A 22,054-nucleotide genomic window follows, 5' to 3' on the forward strand; every position below is an offset into this window, starting at 1 on the left:
GCCTAGTGAGTTCTCAGCACGCCCTCGATCAAGCGGGCTTGATCATCCAGCAGGATGGCTGCCTCGCGCTCCTTTTGCTGCTTGGCGCTGACATTGCCAAGGTTGCGATCTTTGGGGCGCTCATACAGCGTTGCCACCCCATACATGCCTTCGAGGACTCGTCGAGCACCCTGGCGCAAACGAGCCTGGGCACGTGAACGCCATTGCTGCAGCGCTTCTTCGCCGCGTTGGGCAAGCAAGGCGGCCTCGAAGGCACCAGCGTGCACCACGGCAATCAAGGCAGAGACGTGACCAAAGCCAAGTGAGGTAACAAAACCTGCCTTGGGCGCTTGGCGTGAAAGGTCGAGGGGACGACGCAACCACACCAGGTGCTCATGTTCTGCAAGCACCGGATCCACACAGTCCAGGCTCATATTGGCCGGAACAACACCCGTGGCCAACACCTGGGTGAGCCCCACGAGCTGGAATGCCGCTGCGCCACCCTTGGCATGGCCGGTGAGCGTTTTTTGAGAGATCACATACAGCGGGTTGCCTTCGCTTCGTCCGATGGCGCGGGCGATGCGCTCATGCAGGTCAGACTCGTTCGGGTCATTGGCATTGGTGGACGTATCGTGCTTGCTCACGATCTTCACATCATCTGCGCCAACACCGACTTGCTGGAGTGCGCGGGCCAGGCGGGAATCGCGCCCACCTCGTGCAGCACCCAATGCACCAAGGCCTGGGGCCGGAATGGATTGGTGCGCACCATCGGCGAAGGATTCTGCGAAACCAACAACGCCAAGCACCGGCAAGCCCAGATCGGCGGCCACGGAACCACGGGCAAGCAATACGGTGCCGCCACCTGCGGATTCAACGAAGCCTGCGCGTCGGCGATCATTGGCGCGGGAGAAGTAGCGATCTTCAATGCCCTTGGCTGCAAGTTCATTGGAATCAGCCGTGGCTGCCATATCGCCGAAGCCGGTGATGCCCTCGATGGAGAGGTCATCGTAGCCGCCTGCAACCACAAAGTCGGACTTGCCGAGCTTGATCTTGTCTACGCCTTCTTCCACCGACACAGCGGCGGTGGCGCAAGCAGCCACGGGGTGGATCATCTGACCATAACCACCCACATAGGACTGCATGACGTGCGCCGCCATCACGTTGGGCAGGGCCTCTTGGAGGATGTCGTTTTGGCGAGGTTCTGCCAACATGCCGTCGATATACAGCGAACGCATCGACTGCATGCCGCCAAGTCCGGTGCCTTGGGTGGAGGAAACACGTGCCGGGTGCATGGCTGCCAAAAGCTCTGCGGGGCTAAAGCCTGCGCTGAGGAATGCATCGACGGTACACACGATGTTCCACAGCGCCACGCGGTCGAGGTTATCCACCATATCGGCGGGAATACCGTAGACGGAAGGATCGAAGCCCTCAGGGATTTGCCCGCCAACGAAACGGCTCATGGTCATGCGCCTTGGCACGCGAACAGCAGAACCTGCCTTGCGCGTTACTACCCATTCGCCAGTGGTTTCGTCGAAAAGCGCGGTGGTGCTTTCCGGTTCCGACTCCACGAAGCTGCGGGCGGTGGCCTCATCTGCGACATTGAAGCTTAGGTCGCGGTCGAGGTAGACATTGGTCAGCTCAGGGGCGAGGTTATCCACCATCCCGAAATCATCGTGGTAGCGGCGCACACCGACGCGCGCGAGCACCTCATCGTGGAAGCGCTGGTAGATTTCGGCTTCTTCAACCGGTTGATCTTCCTGGTCATACCAGCCGGGTGTTGGATCCTGATCCCAGTGAATCAGTCCCATGGTCCAGGCCAATTCGGCCACACCGGCGGCAGAGAGATCACCTTGCAGCTCGGCTTCGAAACGCGTGCGCGCCGAACCCCAAGGCCCGAGCTCGCCTGTACCAACAATCACCACCATCTCATCGAGGGATTGGCTGACCTGCCCCTGGAAGTCCGGGGCGTTGCCAGCAAGTACCTCTGGAAGGTTCGGCAGTGCTTGGAGGGTGCGTTGTTGCTTTTCGACGTCTTCCTGCGCGCCTTGTTCCGCGCGTACCTTTTGGGCAAGCTCAGACAAATTCACATCTGATTGGCCAAGGCCGCCGGTGGCATCGACCTCTACAGGTGCCTTCGCTGCCTGGGCACGCACCTCAGGGCTGATCTGTTGCACCAGTTTGGCAGCCATCTCCTGAGTGGAGTAGGTCTGCACGCCAGCGGCTTCAACGGCCTCGACCAGCGGGTCGTTGCCACCCATGAGTCCGGTGCCCCGGACCCAACCAATGAGCATGTGCACCAAGGAGGTGTGGGGCTGCCAGGAGCTTTCTGCATGCCAGCGATTCACCAGCGCATCGAGCGCAGCCTTGGACTCGCCATAGGCACCATCGCCGCCGAAACGACCACGGTTTGGCGAACCGGGCAGCACCACATGCAGGCGCTCGCCCACATGGGTGCCATGGCCAATGCCGCTCAAACCGGCAATCAGGCGTTCTACCGACCACAGCAGTAGGCGCATCTGCAGCTCCGATTGCGCACCTGCCTGCATCAAGGAACCCGATACTCGTGGTGCTGCAAATGGGAAGAGCAAGGTGGGCACCAGTGCAGGCTTGAGCACCTTGGATGCGCCATTGACGGTGACGACCTGCTCGGCACCAATCCATTCCACCAGTGCGTCGAGATCGCTGAAGGAGGAAAGGTTTGCTGGCACCACCCACAAGGCTGCCTGCCCTTGGGCTGCGCCACGGTAGAGCTGCTTATAAAACTCCAGGCGATCGTGGTTGAGCGAGGAGGTGGTCAGCACCACCGTTGCGCCGCCACCCAGCAGGCGTTCTACCACGGCGGTAGCGATTGATCCAGGTGATGCGCCGGTGACCACGGCAACATCATCGGCGTAGTCCAGCTTCGATGCATCGCGTGCCTGCTGTGCCGCCCAATCAAGGCCTAGGTATTCGGCCTGGGTTGCAACAATTTCTCCGGCGCCGCGGAAGGAGACATCGAGCTGCTCACCAGCGGCAATACGCGAGAGGTCCTCGCGGGCACTGGCCCAGCGATCGTCGATGAGCGTGGCTTTATTGGCATCAAAGCTCGGGGCAACTTGGCGCAGCCAATCGGAGCCGAGCTCCCTGCTCACCAGCTCCACCACCGCGGCATCACTATCGCTCGGGGCGAAATCATGGCTCGATGCGTCGTTGAGGCCAAGGTTTTCCAAGATGGTGCGCGCAGTGGCAGCCAAGACGCCCTGCTCGCCGGTGACTTGCTCAGCAAATGCGCCCAAAGCAGCAGAATCGACCACGCCGCCACCTGCGCCGCCACCACCTGGCAGTGCCACCTGGACCCCATGTGCAGCGGCCACGGTCTTGACCGCTTCGTCGATAAGCGAATCCAATTCGGAGGCATTGGAAGGTGCTGCCTGGCTTAAGGTGGCAAGATCGCCACCGCGCAGCGATGCGCCTTCGCGGGCGCCAAGCACCACCGCGGAAGTAACGTGCTGCACCCAGCCGGGCCCAAGTTCCCAGGTCTGGGACACGCGCTCGCCGATATAACCAGGACGCTTGCCGGTGGGGCCGGTGATGCGACGCAGCGCATCACTAATAGCGTCACTGAGCACGGGACCAAAGGGGCTATAGCCCTTTGCCATGCGGTTGAGCGTGGCCTTCAGATCCGCCAATTCCGCATCGGCCGCACCATCGATGGCGCCAAGCCCGAACTCCACGCCCAGGTCCAACAGCAACTGGTTACGGCGGGAGGAAACGCCTTCTACCAGTGCTTCGATGGAATCATTCGGCGCCATTTGATCGGGGCGCACCTTCGTCCACAAAGCGATCAGCATCGCCGTTGCTTCTGCCGGACCAAATTGAAGATCCTCGGGGCGCGGTCCCCCGCTCGGCGCTGCCGCGGACACCTCGGTGGGTTGTTGGTTCGCAGCCTGTACTGCGGCATCGGGTTGCGGTGCGGCTTCGGGTGCTTGAGCCTCATCTTCGACCGGCTCAGCAACGACGCGCTGGAGCTCATCGGTGGCAAAGACGATGGCACGGTCGCGCTCAGCATTGAGGATCTCAACATTGGCATCGCGGTGCTTTGGCAGCGCCTGGGTTTGAGCCAAAAGATTAGACAAGGTAGGCGCATTCGCCACACCAACTTCTACAAAGCGCTCCACGCCAAGGCCACCGGCTTCTTCGGCATCAAGGAGGAGATCCTGGGTTTCAATCCAGCGCACCGGTGAGGCGAATTGCCAGGCCAGCAGTTCCACCAGAAGCGTGCGCGCCAGCTTGACTGGGGTTTCGGCCCAAGCATCGAAATCTTCAATGATGCCGTGCAGCACCGGCGCGTCCACCACATCGCACATGGCTTGGACAAACTCGCGGCTGAGCTCGAAGGGACGCGCCACCAAGTTCGGCACATAGTGGCCAACGAGGACATCGAGGTCGACATCTTCGGGGATGAGCTGATCGAGGTGCTCGCGGAAATCATCCACACCGTCGAGCAATTGCGTGGAGTGGAATGGCACATCGATACCGGGGATCTGGATAAAGGCACGTGCACCGGGAGCCCGAGTTTCAGCATCGGCGGCCAAAGCACGAAGCCCCTTGGCGGTTCCGGCCACCGCATATTGTTTGCCCTCGAGGTTGAAGTTCACAATCTCTAGGAATTCACCCGAGTCGGCACTGCACTGCTGCACATACTCAAAGACTTCCGCCGCGCTTAAGCCCATCTTGTGAGGACGCAAGGCAGCAAGGCCATAGTTGGAGTTGCCTTCTTCATCGCGCTGCACGAGGCGGTGCATGGTAAGCCCGCGGCGGTAGACAATTTCGAGCACATTTTCCAGGCTCAGCACGCCTGCAAAGGCGGCCAGCGCGTTGTACTCGCCTACCGAGTGGCCTGCAAAGAATGCGCGTTCTTGAAGCACTCCAGCCTCACGCATCTCAGCGACTTGTGCCACGCCAAGGGTAGCCATGGCCACCTGGGTAAATTGCGTTAAGAAGAGCACGCCCTTCGGGTGGGTGAAGGTTTCGCCTTGGACTCGCACCTCGGTGGGGTTGTGCTCCACAATGTGCAGCACCGAGAAGCCCAATTGGTTTCGGGTATGCGCATCGGCGCGATCCCAAACCTCACGGGCCGCCGCGCTACGAGAACGCGCCTCCATGCCCATGCCCTGATGTTGGATGCCCTGTCCGGGGAAGGCATAGAAGGTGCGTGCTTGAGCCATCACGGCAGTTGCGCTAAGCACGACGGTGCCGTTGACGGTGGCGGTAACTTCGCGCACTTCACCGCAGCCTGGGCGGGTATCAATGCCGCTGCGCTCTACGAGGAACTCAATTTCTTGCCCAGGCAGTACCGGGGCCAGCATCGTGGCAGTAAATTCCTTGATCTTGGCGGCAGGGGTGCTCACAGTCTCATCCGCATAAGCACTCGAAGCCACCAATTCGGCCATGGCGGAAGTCCACATGCCATGCACAATCACACCCGGCAGGCCGGCGAGTGCGGCTGCGGTATCTGAGGTGTGGATGGGGTTGTGATCACCGGATACAGCGGCAAAGGCGCGCATGGATTGCGGTGCTTTGAGCCTGGCTTGGGCGCGGAAGGAGCGTGGTGCATCTGCAACACTTGGCAGTGCCGAGGTATTGGTCCTGGCCACATCGGAGCCGCGGCGTCCGCGGATGGCCATGCGCTCGGAGAGCTTCGCGCATACTTCGCCATCAACGCGAAGTTCGGCGCGGATCAGTACCAGGCGCCCAATGGTGGTGTCGTGGACTTCTTCGGCGCGTGCCTCAATGGCGATATGGGTGCCTGCGCGCACGATGCGCTGGTCGAGCATGGTGATGTGGTGCTCGAGGTGCACCAGGTTGAGCATGCCTTCGACAACGCGTGCGGCATCGTGGCCGGGCACACGGGCTGCCGCTACAGCAGCGAAGATTGCCGGCCAGGCCTTCCCCACCAATACATCGGCTGCAACACCGGATGCGGTGATGCCCTGAGGAAGGTGGGACTCGGTGACGTTGCGGTAATCGGCGATGTCTTCCTCGCTGAGTACTGCCTCCCAGTTGGTGGTGACGATGCCGTCTTTTGCATGCACCTTTGGTAGCTGCCCACCGGCGGCGATGCGGCAGAGCTCGTCCATTGCGGCTTCGGCGTCCTCGCGGCTGAGCAGCGGGGCGCCACCAGGCACGGGGTTCAGCCTAAGCGGCAAGGTCAGTGATGCGGATGCATTCAGGGGCACCTGCAGTTCGGCTCGCTGCGATCCGGTGATGCGCAGCACCGCACCGCTGGCCTCGTGCGTGGCTTCGTCCTTGTCAAGGTGCCATTGTTCAACCGCACCGAGGCGCTGCACCGGATTGGTGCTGATCCGACCAGCCCAGGAAATATCTGGGGCTTGGATGAAAGCCTCCAAGACTGAGTCTTGGGCTGCTTGTTGTCCCTCGAGCCTTTCTTGGGTGGCCTGAACGAAGCGTGCAAAGAGTTCCGCTACGGGCTCATTGGCTCGGTCGATGCCTGCTACGGCCTCGATACCTGGAATGATCGCCACCTGATCGGCGCTATAGCGTTCATCGTGGGACTGCCACAGCGAGTCCGAGCGCCACCAGCGTCGAACGTCTTGATCAATCACCGGCACGAAGTTCACCGGCTTGCCGGGAGTGCGCGCCAATTGCATAAACCAGGCCACGTCTGCGGGGTGGAGTACCTGCGAAGCTGCACTCGGGTAGTGCTCGATCAAAGAGCGCAGGCTGGCGTGCGGATCATCCTGGTCGATGCTGATCTGAGCATCGAATTCCCCGTGGTCTTGGGCGTTCAGGCGTGCTTCGGCGCGCTCGATCATCCGGGCAAAGCGATCAGCCCAGCTCTGATCAGTCCACTGCCCCTGATAGGGACCGGAAAGCTCAAGGTAGCGCTCCAGCCACTGCTGGTAGGTCATCGCATCGACATCGCCGAAGTAGGGCTTGGCGGTCTTAGCAATGGCCTCAATGATCTCCTCGCGTTGTCGTGCAACGGCTTCGGCATCGCCGGCCACTTGGTCCAGCAGGCGCCCGGCGCGGGCGAAGGAATTATCAATCTCGTGAATATCGGCGCCGAGCTGGGAACGTCCTGATGCCATGCCTGATGCAGCACCACCTGCTGGCACCCATTGGCTAGAGCCAGGGGTTTCTACCAGCAATTGCTTCACTGCTTCGGAGGTGGTTGCCTCCTTGGTGGCCATGGCTGCGGTGCCGACGAGGATGCCGTCGACGGGCATGTCTGGCAGGCCATAGCTCTTGGCCCAGCTACCGGTGAGGTAATCGGCGGCGCGCTCTGGGGTGCCGATGCCGCCACCGACGCACAAGATGGCATTGTCGTGTGCGCGGATATCGGCATAGGAGGCGATGAGCAGCTCATCGAGGTCTTCCCAGGAGTGGTGGCCTCCTGCTTTACCACCTTCGACGTGCATGATGATCGGTACATCGGGCACATCGGCGGCGATCGCCAGCACCTTCTGAATATGCTTCACCGCGCCTGGTTTAAAGGCGATCCAGGGGAAGCCCTCGGCTCGCAATTCGCGCACCAACGCTACCGCGTCGTCGTGTTCTGGCAGGCCTGCGGTGATCACGATGCCGTCGATGGGCGCACCGTTTTTCCTGGCCTTGGGCACGAGGCGCTTGCCACCGATCTGCATCTTCCACAGATAGGGGTCTAAGAACATCGAGTTGAATTGGGCATTCACGCCAGGTTCGAGCAAGGAGCTGAGCTTGGCAATATTGGATTCGAGGATCTCTGGGGTGACTTGGCCACCACCGGCTAATTCAGCCCAGTGCCCGGCGTTGGCAGCGGCAGCCACAATTCCGGGGTCCACGGTGGTCGGTGTCATGCCCGCGAGCAGGATCGGGCTACGCCCGGTGGTGTCGGTGAACTTTGTGGCGATGCGAACGCTGCCATCGACGGCGCGGCGAAGTTTCGGGGCGAAGGCGCTATAGGGCACCGGTAGTTCGGGGGCTTGGCCGGCGTCGAAAAGCTGTGCTTGGCCTGCCTGAGTAGCAATGGCCAAGGTCGCGGCACCGCTGCCTTTGAGAATCTGAGCGTTTAAGGCACTCACGCCTTCGGCAGGTCCGACGTCGAGGAACCAGTGCGCTCCTTGTTCGAGCTCGGCGTGGACCTGTGCGGGCCAATCAACCGGATCGAGCATCACGGCCTCCGCACCCTCACGCGCCAGGTCGGTATCGATGCCTGCTTGCTCGGCCCATGCAACGACTTGCTCTACCCCTTCTGCCATGAGGGGGTGATGGAATCCCACCTCGATGGGCAGTGGCTGAATCTTCGGGGAAAAGGCACTGCCACCGCGAAGTTTTTGTTCCACCTCCGCTTGGGAGCGCTTGGCCTTGGCCTGGATCCACTCCACCACTCGCTGGTTATCCTGTGGGCGGCCGACCAGCACATAACCATCGCGGGTATTGCGTAAACCAATGACAGGGCGCAGTTCCTGCTCGACGTGCTCGCATGATGCCTCGATGGCCTGGGTGAGTACTTCTTCGGTGATGCCATTGAGGGCGATCATCGGATACAGCTCGCCTTCACGGCTTAAACCACAAATGTGGGCACGTCGGCTCATGGCTGCACCGATGAGCTCGGCTACGGCAAGCACCTCAGCGGCGTTGGCAAGATCTTTCAGTGCGAGCTTGCCCAGCACGCCTTGAGAGTGGCCGATCACGCCCTGGGCTGCATCGATGTCGAGTCCTTGGCGTTCAAGCACATCGAGGGTGGCGAGCTGAGCAACGAGGATGCCCGGCACGCTCAGCGCCGCAACATTGGGGTCTTGGGGTGCGGAATCTTCATCCTTTGCCCACTGCAAGGGTTCGAATCCGAAGGGGCGTGTGCCAATGATGTGATCTGCAACCGTGGTGAGTTTTTCGGCTGCTGCTGAAACGATGGGTTCGATGGTGCGCGTTGCGCCTTGCGCCAAAGCCTCGCGCAGCGTTTCCAACCAGTTCACGCCCTGGCCTGCGAATACGAGGGCGAAGGGGGTATCGCTTAGTGTTGAGACCAAACGGGGGGCGTCGTGGGCGGTGTTGGCTGCGAGTTTATGGTCGTTCACCAGCAAATACTCCTGTAGTGATGGGGTGGGGACTTCTTCGGACTTCACAGCGCTAGGGCTTGGCAAAGCTCGACAAAGCACCCGAGGTACGTTTGTTTAGGAATACAAATATGCCATAAAAGGTGAGGGTTTTGTCATATTTCGCCCCCGGTCGGGTCTGTATCTACCGGAAGCAACCGCGGATCCTCCCCAGAAATTCCCTGCCGCTCCGGCGCTGCCTCATCGCTTGCATCCTGCACAAGCTGGGCAAATACCAATTCCGAAGCACGCTGGATCGCCTCGGATTCATCCTCTACCCCCTGCGTGGCGCAGCCATAAACAAAATCGAGCTCGCCAAAGGTTGCTTCCACATTCGGCACGTCACGCGTTGCCACATAGGCGTCGAATACCCGAGAAATACTCATGGCTCATACTCTAGCGACCCACCCCCGATTCACCGTTTTAACAGCCGAAAGGCGGGCTGCTACCCAGCCCGCCTTTCATCATCGACCTAAAAGAAGTACTTCACGCCCACGCGCATGCGCCCAGCGTGGACTCGCCGCAGAGTTCTTACCAACCTTTGGGCAGCAATTGCAGCAACGAACCCAGTGAGTAGCACAGGGCAATCAGGCCTTCGAACAGCAGCAGGCCTTGGATTATCCGCGAGCCTTGCCACGTCACTTTCCATACCGGTTCTTGATCGCCATGGGCACGGGCTTTGCGCAGCAACAGCACCGGCACCGTGGTCATGATTGCACCGGCGAAACCACCGGCATAACCCAGGGCATCGGCAAAACCACCGAGCTGGAACAGGGCGATCACGAATGGAGGAATGACCACCACAGCAAGGCTGAGCCAACGCAGCGGACCGTGCTCATCAAAGCGTCCGATATCAATGACGTTGCGCATCGCGGTGTAGCCGATGGCAATAAAGGAGGTGAACATCGCTAGCAGCGCGAAGATATTCGCGGCGTAGTAGGCCACAGGCCCGAGCGCTTCACCCCAGGAAACGGTCACCACTTCGGAGACGTTCTTTCCTAAAAATCCCAGCGCCGCGAAGGGCACAAGGGAGATCACCAATCCGGTCACGCCCATGCCGGCGACGATGGTTCTTGGCACCACCTTCGGGTTGGAGTGGTCGAGGCCGCGGGCAAGCTCGGGAACGATGTACTGGGCCATGAAGGTGAAGATGGCCAGGTTCACGATCGGGATGATGAAAAATGGGTGGAGCACCAGCAGGTTTTCAAAGTTGATGCCTGGCCCGAGGATGGTCCAGAAACACAGCACGAAGATGATCGTGGCCATGCCGGCGGTGATCAGCGCTTCTACCCAGCCGGTTGCGTGGAGCCCTTTGAACATGACAAAGGAGCCGATGGCGAAGAAGATGACCGATCCAAGCAGCGGCGGCAACCCGGCGAGATTGTGCAGGATCAGCCCCGAGCCCGAGGCATACGCGGTCAGCGCGCCGATCGCATTGATCATCACCGCCGCGAATACCAGCCAGCGACCCAGGCCACCGAGGTAGCGTTCTGCAAGACCTGCCAATTGCAAGGGCTTGGAGGTACGCAGCGATACCTCGGCGATATACAGCATGGCGATGGTGGTGAGCGTTCCAGCCACCAGTAGCGCGATGATAAGCGCCAGGAAACCGCCGTTTCTTGCTGCATAGGGGAGGCTGAGAATGCCTGCACCGATATTGGTGCCAAAGATAAGCGCAATGCCCTGCCCCATGGTTAAAGCAGGTGTTTGGCGCTGTTGGGTTGCCGTCATTGTGCAGCGTATCCCTTCCAATCCGAGGTTGTGATTCAAATAACCAAGGTGAAAACTACTGCACAGCGGGCGCTTTAAGAAAGCCTTTGCACCCAGACATAACACCCGCTACCCCCGCTCGCTGGAAGCGGCTGCTCGCAACACCGGGCAGCGCAGCGCATTAGCTGCTGCCTGCCCGGGTGAACCGCCTGCGTTTAAGCGCGAAGGCGCTTGAGCACTTGCTTATAGGCACCCCTGCCATTGACGGAATCCAACGCACTTTGGCTTAAGACCGAACCAGGGTGTTGCATGAGGGAAAGAGATTTCGGCTTCTTGCCAAACTTGTGCTGCAATTTCGGCACCATGTCGTACCACTCCTGCTGGCGCCTGCTCACAATCACCAGGGGTGGGTGCTTTTCCTGCTTGGCCCGCTTGAGCGCGAGCTTGACCAAGGCTTGTTGATAGCGCTGGCTTGGCAACCATTGGCCGTCTTGGTGGCCAAAGGCTTCTCGCGAGTAATCCACCGCATAAGGAAAGAGGTTGATCACCATGAAGTTCTTGTATAACTTGGCGGCGATTTCCTCGCGCACCTCGTCGCTTGCGTGATTAAAGCCCTCTTCGCCCATGCGAAGCGCGAGGTCATTGAGCAGTGGCGTCAGCATCCCACCCTGTGCCCGCTGCGGCCTGCCGGATTCGGTGTGGTCGCCTTCCACTCGGCGCACGCCTAGCAGCGGTTGTGCACCCGGCAGCTCGAGCGTGTCAAGCCCCTTGGCGTAGTAGAACCCGCCTTTGAGCCCACCAGTGTTGAGGTTCTTGCGGTAGGCCTTCCTCCAAGTTTCGCACTCAAGTGCCTCGGCGTTTTCCACCACCGTGGGGTGCGAGGCCAGCACGATCACGTTCGCTGAGTAGATATTGCCGGCAAAAGGTTCGGGCGGCACACTCAGATCTGCGCGGGCGGTGGAGCCTTCGGGCAGCTCGGAGTGGAAACTATCAAGCGCCTCTGCATCCATCTGCGTGAAGAATGCTTCACGGGAGTGCCAATCGGCGTCTTTTTTGCCGTCGAGCTGGAAGAGGTCGGACCAGGGGTTGCGCACTTTTGCCATAGCAACCAGTGTAGATGGAAAAAACCGCCGTCTCAGCTTGTTGTTTCTTTTCAAGCGTTTGACGGCGGTGCCAGATGGTGCGCCCGGAGAGACTTGAACTCTCACGTCCTAAGACACTGGAACCTAAATCCAGCGCGTCTGCCAATTCCGCCACGGGCGCATTGCAACTGCATTGATGTTGCTCGTTGGCATGGTACACCTTTGCACCCGGTTTGCACCAAAACCCCACACCAACCTTTGTTGCACATCGAAGATCCCCCAAAGGGTAGACTTTGCAGCCGTGAGCACCGAGAAATTAAGCGATACCGCCCCCGAGCAGCCGCGTCGTTTTCGCGTGCGGCTGTGGCACATCCTTTTTCTCATCATCGCCGTGATTGCCACGCTCGCGCTGGCGTGGTGGCAGTGGACGCGCTTCCAATCGGGCTCCGGCACCTTCCAAAACCTTGGTTATGCACTGCAATGGCCTTTTTTCGGTGCCTTTTTTGTCTATGCCTACCGCAAGTTTGTCGAGTTCGAGAACCAGAAACTTGCCTCCGATGAGGAGCTTTTCGACGCCACCGCGCAGCCCACGTCCAGCGACACCGCACAGACGATCACGGAGATCGATCCATCGTTCCTCCCCCAGCGTGAACAACTCAGCGTGGAGGAATTCAATCAGCTCCAGCAACCACAGCGACGCCGCCGCGGCGAGGATCGCTAAACCCATTGCCGAGGAATCATCTTTATGACGAACACTCCCCAAGTCCATCCCCAACGCCAAGCCCGCGTGCGCAAGGCACTGAACCTCTTTTCCGTCGCCGCCTGGGTCACGGGTGTGTGGCTGCTCATCCTTTGCGGGCGCATGGTGCTCGAGTACCTCGTCGGTATTGATATGCCGAGCTGGACTCGCCTCATTGGCCAGCTCCACGGCCTGTTCTACATGGCCTACTTGGTTGCCACCTTGAACCTGGGCACCAAGGCGCGCTGGGCTCCCACCAAGTGGCTCGTGACAGCCCTGGCCGGCACCATTCCCTTCCTCTCATTTTTCGTCGAGCACTGGCGCCGCCAAGAAGTTAAAGCACAATTCCAGCTTTCTTAAGCCAGCAAGCACAAAGCCCGCCGTTGATCGGCGGGCTTTGTGCTGGTTCTCACTTACACCAAGGACTGGATAATCGGCACAAGCTGGGCCAAGGCACGCCCACGGTGCGAGATCGCGTTTTTCTCCTCGGGGCTGAGCTCTGCGGCGCTGCGCTTTGTTCCGGCGGCGTCTTCTTCTGCCGGAACAAATAGCGGATCGTAGCCAAAGCCGTGCTCACCCTGGGGTGCAGTTAAAAGACGACCCGGCCAACGGCCTTCCACCACATGCTCTGTGCCATCTGGGGTGACAAGTGCGCACACAGAGATAAAGGCAGCTCCTCGGCGGATTGCTGGCACATGGGCCATCTGGCCGAGCAGCAGCTCGTTATTTGCCTGGTCATTGCCGTGGCTGCCGCTCCACCGAGCCGAGAGCACACCGGGCATGCCATTGAGTTCTTCAACAGCAATACCGGAATCGTCGGCCACCGTGACAAGCCCCGTGTGCTTGGCGCCGGCGCGCGCTTTAATCAGCGCGTTATCACTGAAGGTGCGTCCGTCTTCTACCGGCTCCTCATAGGCAGGCACATCGCTTAAGGCTAGAACCTCTACGCCTTGAATACCGGCGTGATCCACGATGGCTTGGAGCTCGCGGAGTTTCTTGGCGTTATTGGAGGCAAGCAGCACCTGCATTTAGCGCAACTCCCCCGCCAAGGCTGCCTTCTGGGCGGCGATGAGCTCGCGGCAGCCCTTCTCGGCATAGTCCAGCAAGGCATTGAGCTCTTCGCGGTCAAAGGTGTTGTGCTCGCCGGTGCCTTGGATTTCCACGAATTTCCCGGCCTCGGTCATAATCACGTTCATATCGACATCGGCACGCGAATCTTCCTCATAGGGCAGATCGAGGCAGACGTGGCCGTCGATAAGCCCAACGGAGACCGCAGCAACCGGGGGCAACAAGGGCTCACCCGGGACAACGCCTTCGGCTTTGAGGTGCGCGATGGCGTCGGCAAGTGCCACATAGGCGCCGGTGATGGAGGCGGTGCGCGTACCACCATCGGCTTGAAGCACATCGCAGTCGATATTGATGGTGTTTTCACCAAGCTGGCCCAGATCCACAGCCGCCCTCAAAGAACGACCAACCAGGCGAGAAATCTCGTGAGTACGCCCCTTGACCTTGCCGGCCATCGACTCACGACGCATACGGTCATGGGTTGCAGCAGGAAGCATGGAGTACTCGGCGGTCAGCCATCCCTCGCCGGAATCCTTCTTAAAACGCGGAACGCCCAGCTCCACGCTAGCGGTACACATCACGCGGGTATTGCCGTATTCGATGAGCACGCTGCCTGCAGGGTTGGTGGTAAAACCACGGGTGATCTTGACAGGGCGCATCTGATCAACAGCACGCCCATCGGCACGAGAGAAGGTTTCAGTCATAACTCCCAAGCGTACCCGGCGCGCAGTCGCTCACCCCAAGGTGGCAGTAGATCTGCTTAGCAGGTGATCTCCATGCCGGAATAGGAGACTTCTACAGGACCGGAAAACTCCTGCTTCGCAGCGGCCAGGGCAGCCTCGGGTTCACCCCACGGCGGAATATGAACCAACACCAGGCGCTTCACCCCTGCTTCGCGGGCCACTCGACCAGCCTCGGCACCAGATAGGTGCATATCGGGGGCTTTGCCCTCGCTGCTTTTACCCCAAGTAGCCTCGCAGAGGAGCACATCGGCCCCGCGGGCGCATGCAATCAGCTCAGGCGTCCAAGCGGTATCGCCCGAGTAGGCCAGCACGGTGCCGGTGCGGTGTTCTTCAATGCGCAAGGCATAGGTTTCTACCGGGTGAATCATTGGGTAGGGGGTGATATTGACCGAGCCGACGATCTCTGTTTGATGCGCCTTCCAGGCACTAAAGGCAAACGTATCGGACATATCGTCGATCTGGCCTGGCTCATCGGCGCTCAGGCGCCCGAGGTGATCAAAGGTTGCTTCAGGCCCGAAGAGCAGATTGCGCCCTGCCGCGGGGGCTTGTGGGTGGTAGCGCCGCCACACCATGAGCGAGGGGAAATCCAGGCAGTGATCGGCGTGGAGATGAGAAAACACCACGTGGGCATCATTCGGGTCATGATGGCGCTGGAGTTGGCCAAGCACCCCAGGGCCAAGATCCATCAGCACACCGGCGCCGGTTGATGGAAGGATGAGGTAGCCAGAGGCTGGATTGTCGGGAGCGCCAACGCTACCCGAGCTACCAAGAACGATCACCTTCATACTGGCAACTTTGCCACGGGGTGCACGCAAATATAAAACCAATACGCCTGCGAAGTTGAAGGAATCACGTTGTGGCGATGCGTTCTACATTGCTCACATGCGGCCCTAAAAAGCGCGTAGCTAATTGGGCGAAGGTTTCCGGATCGCCAGTGGAATGGAAATAATGCGCGGGTGTGTGATCCTCAGCGGCCAGCATATCGGCGTCGTTGAGCACCCTGAGCACATCTTTGGCAGTCTCTTCGGCAGAAGACACCAAGGTCACGTGATCGCCCATGGCCAACTGGATCACGCCGGTAAGCAATGGGTAGTGGGTGCAGCCAAGCACGAGGGTATCTACCCCCGCGGCCTGCAGGGGTTCCAAATAGCCCTGTGCCACACCCAGAATCTGCCTGCCGGCGGTAATGCCGCGTTCTACAAAGCTTACAAAGCTCGGGCACGCAGCAGCGGTTACTTCCACCGAGGGGCTAGCGGCAAAGAGTTCCTGGTACGCCCCCGATTTGATGGTGCCTTCTGTGCCGATTACGCCCACTTTGCCATTGCGGGTGGTGGCAACCGCTCGGCGCACCGCCGGCAGGATCACTCCAAGCACCGGCACGTCGTAGCGTTCGCGGAGATCTCGCAGCGCTGCAGAGGTGGCGGTGTTGCAGGCGATCACGATCATTTTCACCCCGCGTTCCATCAGCTCATCTCCAATGGCAATGGAACGTTGGCGCACCTCGGCTATGGGTTTTGGCCCATAAGGGGCAAAGGCAGTATCGCCGATATAGTGCACTGATTCATGTGGGAGCTGCTCCATGATGGTGCGTGCCACCGTGAGGCCGCCAAGGCCGGAATCAAAAATGCCGATGGGTGAGGATGGGTCTGGCATACCAGGAAGTGTATCGAAGATACCTGCGTTGCAGATGCCCACCTTCGCCGCCCTTGCTGGGCGCAGCGCCTAACCGCGCCAGCCCTGGAGGCGGCGCTGTTCTTCCCTGGCGCGCTTTGCCTGTAAGGCGGGTGGATCATCACTGGTGATAATGGCCCCGGCGATCACGCCACCGATGGCCCCAAATAGGTGCGCCTGCCAGGACACACCGGCATCAGTTGGCAGCACGCCCCAAATCAAGCCGCCATAAATGAAGGCCAAGGCCACGCCGAGGGCGACCTGCGCAAAGCTGCGATTAAAGATGCCCCGAACCACCAGATACGCAAGCCAACCATAAATCAGCCCCGAGGCGCCGATATGGGAGGTGCCTATGCCACCGAAAAACCACGTACCGAGGCCGCTCACAATGCAGGTAATGCCGGTGACTTCCCAAAACGCCCTGGCACCGCTGAAGCCGATCAGGAAGCAGAAGATAGCCCCGGGCACCGAATTGGCTATCAGGTGCGCAAGGGAACCATGCACCAGCGGGGAGGTGAAGATGTGCCATAGCGAGGACACGTCCAAAGGCTGCACGCCGAAATACACCAAGGTGCCTCCAAAGAAGAGGACGTTGATGATGTGCACCGCCCAGATGGTGAAGAGGTAGCCAATTGCCAGTCCGATACCTGTGCCGAAGCCACCTCGACGGACCACTACTGGCTGCGGGGTATATCCCTGATACATGTTCATGATGTCTTGCAGCGTAGCGAGCGATAGCTGCTAAGCCCAAAGCCGGGATCTGCATGCACGACCGCTTGCACGATCGCTGCTTCCACCGCATCGGCGGCTGCCATGGAAAGGGTGAGCAACGCTTGAGTACTGACCCCTGAGCCATCGCCGGTGGAAAGGGCGAAAAGCGTATCGCCATCGAGCGGCGAGTGCGCCGGGCGGATGGCCCGAGCCAAACCATCGTGGCCTACCATCGCAAGGCGTTTGGCCTGGGCCTTGCTCACTGGCGCGTCGGTGGCCACCACACCGATGGTGGTGTTGAGTTTGGATTCCAGCCCCTGGAGTTGCCCGTAGGCCACCGGATCAACCGGGTCCATCTCCGGTGCTCCCCAAAGCCTGCCGCTAGCAGGGTCCACCACATGGCCTACCGGGTTGGCCACCACGAAGGCCTGGACCTGCCACTGGCCTGCCTGCACAGTGGCGCTGCCAAAGCCGCCGCGAAGCTTCCCGGCGCTTGCCCCTACCCCGGCGCCGATATTGCTGCTGATAGTGCTGCCGGTATTGCTTGAGCCTTGCGCCGTGGTGTGCGGGTTGGCAGGATCATCGGCCGCGCCAGCATGATGTTCGGCCACGTCGGTGGTGCTGGCGGGGGCGTCGACAAGCGAATGTGCCAGAGCCTCACGGCAAGCACGAGCGCCTGTGTCTTCGCCTGGGCGGCAATCAGGATCGCCCACCAAGAGATCGAAGATGACCGCCGCGGGAACAATCGGCACCAGTGGCCCTGGGCGGCCGGGCCCTAGCACCGGAAAGCCGATGCCTGCTGCTTCAAGCTCCCTCATCACTCCCCCGGCGGCTGCTAGACCGAAAGCGGAACCGCCACACAGGGCAATCGCATGGACGCGCTCGACGGTGTTGTGGGCTTCAAGCAGGTCAGTTTCGCGAGTACCTGGGCCTCCCCCGCGTACATCCACGGCTGCGATGGCACCTTCGGGGCACACAATCACCGTGCAACCGGAAGATTCCAAGCTGGCGTGCCCAAGATACAGCCCAGGAAGTGGTGTGGTTCCCACTGCTTACTCCAGCGGCCCCATCATCGCAGTCAGCAGCGATTCTTGGTTATAGGCAAGCCACTCCACCAGGTTCAGGCGGTCGTGATCGGCATCGGGGTTTTCCGATTCAGCGGCAAAAAGATACAGGCGAAGATCATTGAGCGCTGCCAGCCACTTGTGGGCGTCTTCTTCTGTAATGCTCACCATCACCGAGCCATCGGGGCCGATCGCATCGCCGATTGCTCTGAGGTTTTCCAACTTCGCCTTGGTGATGTCTTGTTCATGCAAGGAGCGAAGCAGAGAGTTATCGCCTTCGTATTCTTGATCCTCGGCACGTTCGAAATCCGGCAGCAGGCGAGCCAAAGACGGATCCTCCGGGGCTTCAGTGTGCCCCTGGGCCATGCCGGTGAGCTCGGCTAATTCATCCTTGGGGGCAGACTGAGCCCTGGCAATCAGTGCTTCGCTGATATTGGCGGCGAGATCGCCAAGCACCTCGCGCTCAAGCGGCTCCAGCACCGTTTCATACCTGGCACCACGAAGCAGGCCCTTTTTCTTCTTCCACGGCTGCACGTTCTAACCCCCTTGCTGCATCGTGGCCCACAGCCCCGCGGTATGCAGCTTCTTCACATCGGCTTCTACCTTGTCTTTCTCACCGGAAGACACCACGGCCTTGCCCTCGGTATGCACCTGCTGCATCAATTCGGTGGCACGCTTTTTGGAAAAACCAAGGATGGTTTGGAAGACGTACACCACATAGCTCATCAGGTTCACCGGGTCGTCCCAGACGATGCACATCCAGGGCAGGTTCTCCTTGGCTGCTACATCGACGGCGAGTGCTTCATCCAGTTCTGGGGTGGCCATGGGCGAACTCATCGCTCGCACGGGCGAGGCCGCGCTGGCATCGGATACGTGAGGGTCAAGCATCATGCCAAATAGCCTACCCACCTTGGCCCTGGGCTTGGGGCTACACTTGGAACTCGTGACTTCTCTAGACTCCACTGCACTGCTCACCGATATGTACGAACTGACGATGCTGCAGTCGGCGCTTGCCGACGGCACCGCGTCCAAGCAGTGCACCTTCGAGGTATTTTCCAGGCGACTTCCAAACGAGCGCCGCTACGGTGTTGTAGCAGGTACCGCGCGCGTTTTAGAAGCGGTCAAAGCCTTTCGCTTCCATGAAGCTCAGCTTGAATCCTTGAGCTTCCTTGACGAGCGCACGCTCGATTTCCTTCGCAATTATGAGTTCAAGGGCGATATTGACGGCTACCGCGAAGGCGAGCTGTACTTCCCCCACTCCCCCCTGCTGACGGTTCGCGGCACCTTCGCAGAGTGCGTGATCTTAGAAACGGTCATCCTGTCCATCATGAACGCCGACTCGGCGGTTGCCTCGGCCGCAGCCCGCATGGTCACCGCCGCCGATGGCCGCCCGATCTTCGAGATGGGTTCGCGTCGCACCAATGAACAAGCCGCCGTGACCGCCGCCCGCGCGGCCTATCTGGCCGGCTTTGTTTCCACCTCCAACCTCGAAGCGGTCTATCGCTATGGCATTCCTGGCACCGGCACCGCCGCACACGCCTGGACCCTGCTGCACGTAGAAGACGATGGCAGCCCGAATGAGAAGGCCGCCTTTGCCAGCCAGATCGACACCCTCGGCATCGGCACCACCTTGTTGGTGGATACCTACGACATCTCTCAAGGCGTGCGCAACGCCATTGAGGTGGCAGGCCCCGAACTTGGTGCAGTGCGCATTGATTCCGGCGACCTCGGCGTGATGACGTCCAAGGTGCGCCAGGAACTCGATGATCTCGGCGCCCACAACACCCGCATTGTGGTCAGCTCCGATCTTGATGAATACGCCATCGCCGGTTTGCGCGGCAATCCAGTCGACGCCTTTGGTGTGGGCACCTCGGTTGTAACAGGCTCTGGCGCTCCTACCGCCGGCATGGTGTACAAGCTGGTAGAGGTCGAAGGCAACCCCGTGGCAAAACGCTCACGCGGCAAGAACATGACCGGCGGCACCAAGCGTGCCGTGCGCACCCACCGCGCCACCGGCACCGCAGTAGAAGAAATCGTGTTCCCCTACGAGCACGAAGCCCCGAAGATTGGCCAGCTCACCTCCTATGAGCTCACCGTGCCGCTGATGCGCTCGGGCGAAGTGGTCGAAGGGCTTCCCACCTTGGAGCAGTCCCGCGAGTACCTGGCAAAGCAATTGGTCACGCTGCCGTGGGAAGGCTTGGCACTATCAAAGGATGAGCCGGTACTTTCTACCCGCTTCATGGGCTTCGAGTAGATGGAGGCGGTGCCAGCAACCACCGAGCTGCTTGAAGCCGCTGTAGCAGCCCTTGGGGGTACAAAGCGCGAGAACCAAGTGCGCATGGCTCAGGCCGTGACCGAGGCGATGCAACGCGAACGTCACCTAGCCGTACAGGCTGGCACCGGCACCGGTAAGTCGCTGGCGTATTTGGTTCCCGCCATCCGCCATGCACAAGCCACCGACACCACCGTGGTGGTCTCCACCGCCACCATCGCGTTGCAGCGTCAGCTCGTAGGCCGAGATCTACCCCGGCTCGCCGATGCCCTTGAGCCCTTACTTGAGCGCCGCCCCACCTTCGCCATTATGAAGGGCCGCTCGAACTACCTATGCCAGAACAAAATTGGCGTGGAAGAACCCGATGATGCGCTGCTTGACGAGGACTCCCTGACCTGGGTTGGCCGCCATGTAGCAAGGCTGCACGAGTGGGCCAATGACACCGAAACCGGCGACCGGGATGATCTCGAACCGGGCGTTCCCGATCTGGCCTGGCGGGCAGTCAGCGTGAGCGCTCGTGAATGCGTGGGTGCATCGCGTTGCCCCCATGGCGATACCTGCTTTGCCGAGGCCGCCCGCAAACAGGCCCAGGATGCGGATGTGATCGTCACCAACCACGCCCTCCTAGCTATTGACGCACTCTCGGATGCTCAAATCCTGCCCGAACACGATGTGGTGATCGTGGACGAGGCGCATGAACTCGACGGCAGGATCACCGCCGTGGCCACCAATGAAATCGGCGCCACCACACTTTCGCTCTCGGCCAATCGCGCCCAAAAGCTCGGGGCGGAAGAACGCGCCAAGGAGCTCAAAGAGGTCGCCCAAGAATGGGAGCAGGAACTTCTAGCCGTAGAGGCAGGAAGGATCACGGCCTTAGCCCAAACGCTGCAATCCCAGCTAGAGGCGGTACGCAATGCCTTATGGCGGCTGAAAGACGCCATCGCCAAAAGCCCAGAAGGCGAGCAAACAAACGCCCCGGAACGTTTTGCCGAACGCCTTGCGCTGAATAATCACCTGCTGGATCAACATGATTCAGTCGTGCGCATCCTCGAAGTGTTTGAAGAGCCCGATCCCGCCAAACACGAGGACGTGGTGTGGGTGCTTCACGACGAACGCCGCGGCACCCACATTAAGGTGGCTCCCCTTTCGGTAGCCGGCTTGCTTCACACACGTCTTTTCGGCGAAAACACCTGCGTGCTCACCTCGGCAACCCTGGCAATTGGCGGCAATTTCCAGGCCATGGCCGCAGCCTGGGGTCTGCCCCGCGGCAGCTTCGAGGCCATCGATGTGGGCTCGCCTTTTGATCCAGCAACCAAAGGCATTCTTTATACCCCCACCCACCTGCCCGAACCCGGCAGAGACGGTTTGGATGAAAGCTGGCTTGACCATATCGCCACCCTGATTCTGGCAGCCGGCGGAAGAACGCTGGGGCTCTTTTCCTCCAAACGCGCCGCCGTGCAGGCAGCCGAGGCGATGCGGAAACGGCTGCCCTTTGAGATTTATTGCCAAGGCGATGACTCAACCAGCACCCTGATCCAGGCCTTTGCCAAAAACCACAACGCCTGCCTTTTTGGCACCCTCACCCTCTGGCAGGGCGTGGATGTGCCAGGCCCATCCTGTTCCTTGGTGATTATCGACCGCATCCCCTTCCCCCGCCCCGATGATCCTTTATTGCAGGCAAGGAAAATCGCCGCCGATGCCGATGGAAGAAATGGCTTTATGGAAGTCGCTGCCACCCACGCCGCCTTGCTCATGGCCCAAGGCGCCGGCAGGTTGCTAAGGAGCGTGGAAGATCGCGGAGTTGTGGCGATCCTTGATAAGCGCATCGTAGAAAAACGCTACGGCAGCTTCCTGTTATCTTCGCTGCCGCAGTTTTGGCGTACCTCGGATGCCGCGACCGTGGAGGCCGCGCTGAAACGGCTGGTGGCCTCCTCCTAACTT

Annotated in this window: 16 protein-coding genes and 1 tRNA gene; 4 read left to right on the forward strand and 13 right to left on the reverse strand. The window is 60.3% G+C overall.

Annotated features, from left to right (window positions below):
- Positions 1-2: 2 nt before the first annotated feature.
- From IEU99_RS03420 to IEU99_RS03440, 5 genes are all read right to left on the reverse strand, one after another.
- The gene (locus IEU99_RS03420; protein WP_128889327.1) at positions 3-9,038 is read right to left on the reverse strand and encodes a type I polyketide synthase; all 9,036 of its coding nucleotides are present in this window, start codon (positions 9,036-9,038) and stop codon (positions 3-5) included.
- Between the two features lie 134 nt (positions 9,039-9,172).
- Positions 9,173-9,442: a hypothetical protein gene (locus IEU99_RS03425; RefSeq protein WP_128889326.1), complete on the reverse strand. Its 270-nt coding sequence runs from the start codon at positions 9,440-9,442 to the stop codon at positions 9,173-9,175.
- A gap of 145 nt (positions 9,443-9,587) precedes the next feature.
- Positions 9,588-10,787: an aromatic amino acid transport family protein gene (locus tag IEU99_RS03430; protein ID WP_128889325.1), complete on the reverse strand. Its 1,200-nt coding sequence runs from the start codon at positions 10,785-10,787 to the stop codon at positions 9,588-9,590.
- A 194-nt stretch (positions 10,788-10,981) separates the two neighbouring features.
- Positions 10,982-11,869, reverse strand: coding sequence for a hypothetical protein (locus tag IEU99_RS03435; protein WP_128889324.1), 888 nt, complete (start codon positions 11,867-11,869; stop codon positions 10,982-10,984).
- A 75-nt stretch (positions 11,870-11,944) separates the two neighbouring features.
- Positions 11,945-12,029 (reverse strand) — tRNA-Leu (locus tag IEU99_RS03440).
- 120 nt (positions 12,030-12,149) lie between these two features.
- Between IEU99_RS03440 and IEU99_RS03445 the strand changes: the two genes are divergently transcribed.
- Positions 12,150-12,569, forward strand: a complete 420-nt coding sequence (locus IEU99_RS03445) for a hypothetical protein (protein ID WP_128889323.1) — start codon at positions 12,150-12,152, stop codon at positions 12,567-12,569.
- A gap of 24 nt (positions 12,570-12,593) precedes the next feature.
- The gene (locus IEU99_RS03450; protein WP_128889322.1) at positions 12,594-12,947 is read left to right on the forward strand and encodes a DUF3817 domain-containing protein; all 354 of its coding nucleotides are present in this window, start codon (positions 12,594-12,596) and stop codon (positions 12,945-12,947) included.
- 53 nt (positions 12,948-13,000) lie between these two features.
- Here the strand turns inward: IEU99_RS03450 and rdgB are convergent, their stop codons facing one another.
- The 8 genes from rdgB to clpS all read right to left on the reverse strand — a co-directional run bounded on the left by rdgB (position 13,001) and on the right by clpS (position 18,732).
- On the reverse strand, positions 13,001-13,615 hold the full coding sequence (gene rdgB / locus IEU99_RS03455) for an RdgB/HAM1 family non-canonical purine NTP pyrophosphatase (RefSeq protein WP_128889321.1): 615 nt from the start codon (positions 13,613-13,615) through the stop codon (positions 13,001-13,003).
- On the reverse strand, positions 13,616-14,356 hold the full coding sequence (gene rph, locus IEU99_RS03460; RefSeq protein WP_128889320.1) for a ribonuclease PH: 741 nt from the start codon (positions 14,354-14,356) through the stop codon (positions 13,616-13,618).
- A 56-nt stretch (positions 14,357-14,412) separates the two neighbouring features.
- Positions 14,413-15,180 carry an MBL fold metallo-hydrolase gene (locus IEU99_RS03465; RefSeq protein ID WP_128889319.1) on the reverse strand — a complete coding sequence of 256 codons (768 nt, stop codon included), beginning with the start codon at positions 15,178-15,180 and terminating at the stop codon, positions 14,413-14,415.
- Between the two features lie 64 nt (positions 15,181-15,244).
- Positions 15,245-16,048: a glutamate racemase gene (gene murI / locus IEU99_RS03470; protein ID WP_128889318.1), complete on the reverse strand. Its 804-nt coding sequence runs from the start codon at positions 16,046-16,048 to the stop codon at positions 15,245-15,247.
- Positions 16,049-16,117: 69 nt separating this feature from the next.
- Positions 16,118-16,777, reverse strand: coding sequence for a rhomboid family intramembrane serine protease (locus IEU99_RS03475; RefSeq protein ID WP_128889317.1), 660 nt, complete (start codon positions 16,775-16,777; stop codon positions 16,118-16,120).
- Positions 16,774-17,826: a P1 family peptidase gene (locus IEU99_RS03480; protein ID WP_206731212.1), complete on the reverse strand. Its 1,053-nt coding sequence runs from the start codon at positions 17,824-17,826 to the stop codon at positions 16,774-16,776. The genes IEU99_RS03475 and IEU99_RS03480 overlap by 4 nt, the downstream gene beginning before the upstream one ends.
- Before the next feature lie 3 nt (positions 17,827-17,829).
- A complete protein-coding gene (locus IEU99_RS03485) occupies positions 17,830-18,375 on the reverse strand; it encodes a DUF2017 domain-containing protein (RefSeq protein ID WP_128889316.1) in 546 nt (181 codons plus the stop codon).
- A 3-nt stretch (positions 18,376-18,378) separates the two neighbouring features.
- Positions 18,379-18,732 (reverse strand): ATP-dependent Clp protease adapter ClpS, encoded by a 354-nt coding sequence (gene clpS / locus IEU99_RS03490; RefSeq protein ID WP_371869462.1) that lies wholly within the window; start codon positions 18,730-18,732, stop codon positions 18,379-18,381.
- A 52-nt stretch (positions 18,733-18,784) separates the two neighbouring features.
- Between clpS and IEU99_RS03495 the strand changes: the two genes are divergently transcribed.
- Positions 18,785-20,095 carry a nicotinate phosphoribosyltransferase gene (locus tag IEU99_RS03495; protein ID WP_268234355.1) on the forward strand — a complete coding sequence of 437 codons (1,311 nt, stop codon included), beginning with the start codon at positions 18,785-18,787 and terminating at the stop codon, positions 20,093-20,095.
- A 9-nt stretch (positions 20,096-20,104) separates the two neighbouring features.
- A complete protein-coding gene (locus IEU99_RS03500; protein ID WP_371869463.1) occupies positions 20,105-22,051 on the forward strand; it encodes an ATP-dependent DNA helicase in 1,947 nt (648 codons plus the stop codon).
- The last annotated feature ends 3 nt before the right edge of the window (positions 22,052-22,054 follow it).

Origin of the sequence: Corynebacterium pelargi (assembly GCF_014635485.1) — a bacterium.
Classification (GTDB): domain Bacteria; phylum Actinomycetota; class Actinomycetes; order Mycobacteriales; family Mycobacteriaceae; genus Corynebacterium; species Corynebacterium pelargi.

Bases quoted from the DNA above. Each gene is read 5' to 3' on its own strand.
- rdgB (WP_128889321.1), bottom strand. From the start codon at position 13,615: ATGCAGGTGCTGCTTGCCTCCAATAACGCCAAGAAACTCCGCGAGCTC.
- IEU99_RS03435 (WP_128889324.1), bottom strand. From the start codon at position 11,869: ATGGCAAAAGTGCGCAACCCCTGGTCCGACCTCTTCCAGCTCGACGGC.
- clpS (WP_371869462.1), bottom strand. From the start codon at position 18,732: ATGATGCTTGACCCTCACGTATCCGATGCCAGCGCGGCCTCGCCCGTG.
- IEU99_RS03425 (WP_128889326.1), bottom strand. From the start codon at position 9,442: ATGAGTATTTCTCGGGTATTCGACGCCTATGTGGCAACGCGTGACGTG.
- IEU99_RS03450 (WP_128889322.1), top strand. From the start codon at position 12,594: ATGACGAACACTCCCCAAGTCCATCCCCAACGCCAAGCCCGCGTGCGC.
- IEU99_RS03465 (WP_128889319.1), bottom strand. From the start codon at position 15,180: ATGAAGGTGATCGTTCTTGGTAGCTCGGGTAGCGTTGGCGCTCCCGAC.
- IEU99_RS03430 (WP_128889325.1), bottom strand. From the start codon at position 10,787: ATGACGGCAACCCAACAGCGCCAAACACCTGCTTTAACCATGGGGCAG.
- murI (WP_128889318.1), bottom strand. From the start codon at position 16,048: ATGCCAGACCCATCCTCACCCATCGGCATTTTTGATTCCGGCCTTGGC.
- rph (WP_128889320.1), bottom strand. From the start codon at position 14,356: ATGACTGAAACCTTCTCTCGTGCCGATGGGCGTGCTGTTGATCAGATG.
- IEU99_RS03475 (WP_128889317.1), bottom strand. From the start codon at position 16,777: ATGAACATGTATCAGGGATATACCCCGCAGCCAGTAGTGGTCCGTCGA.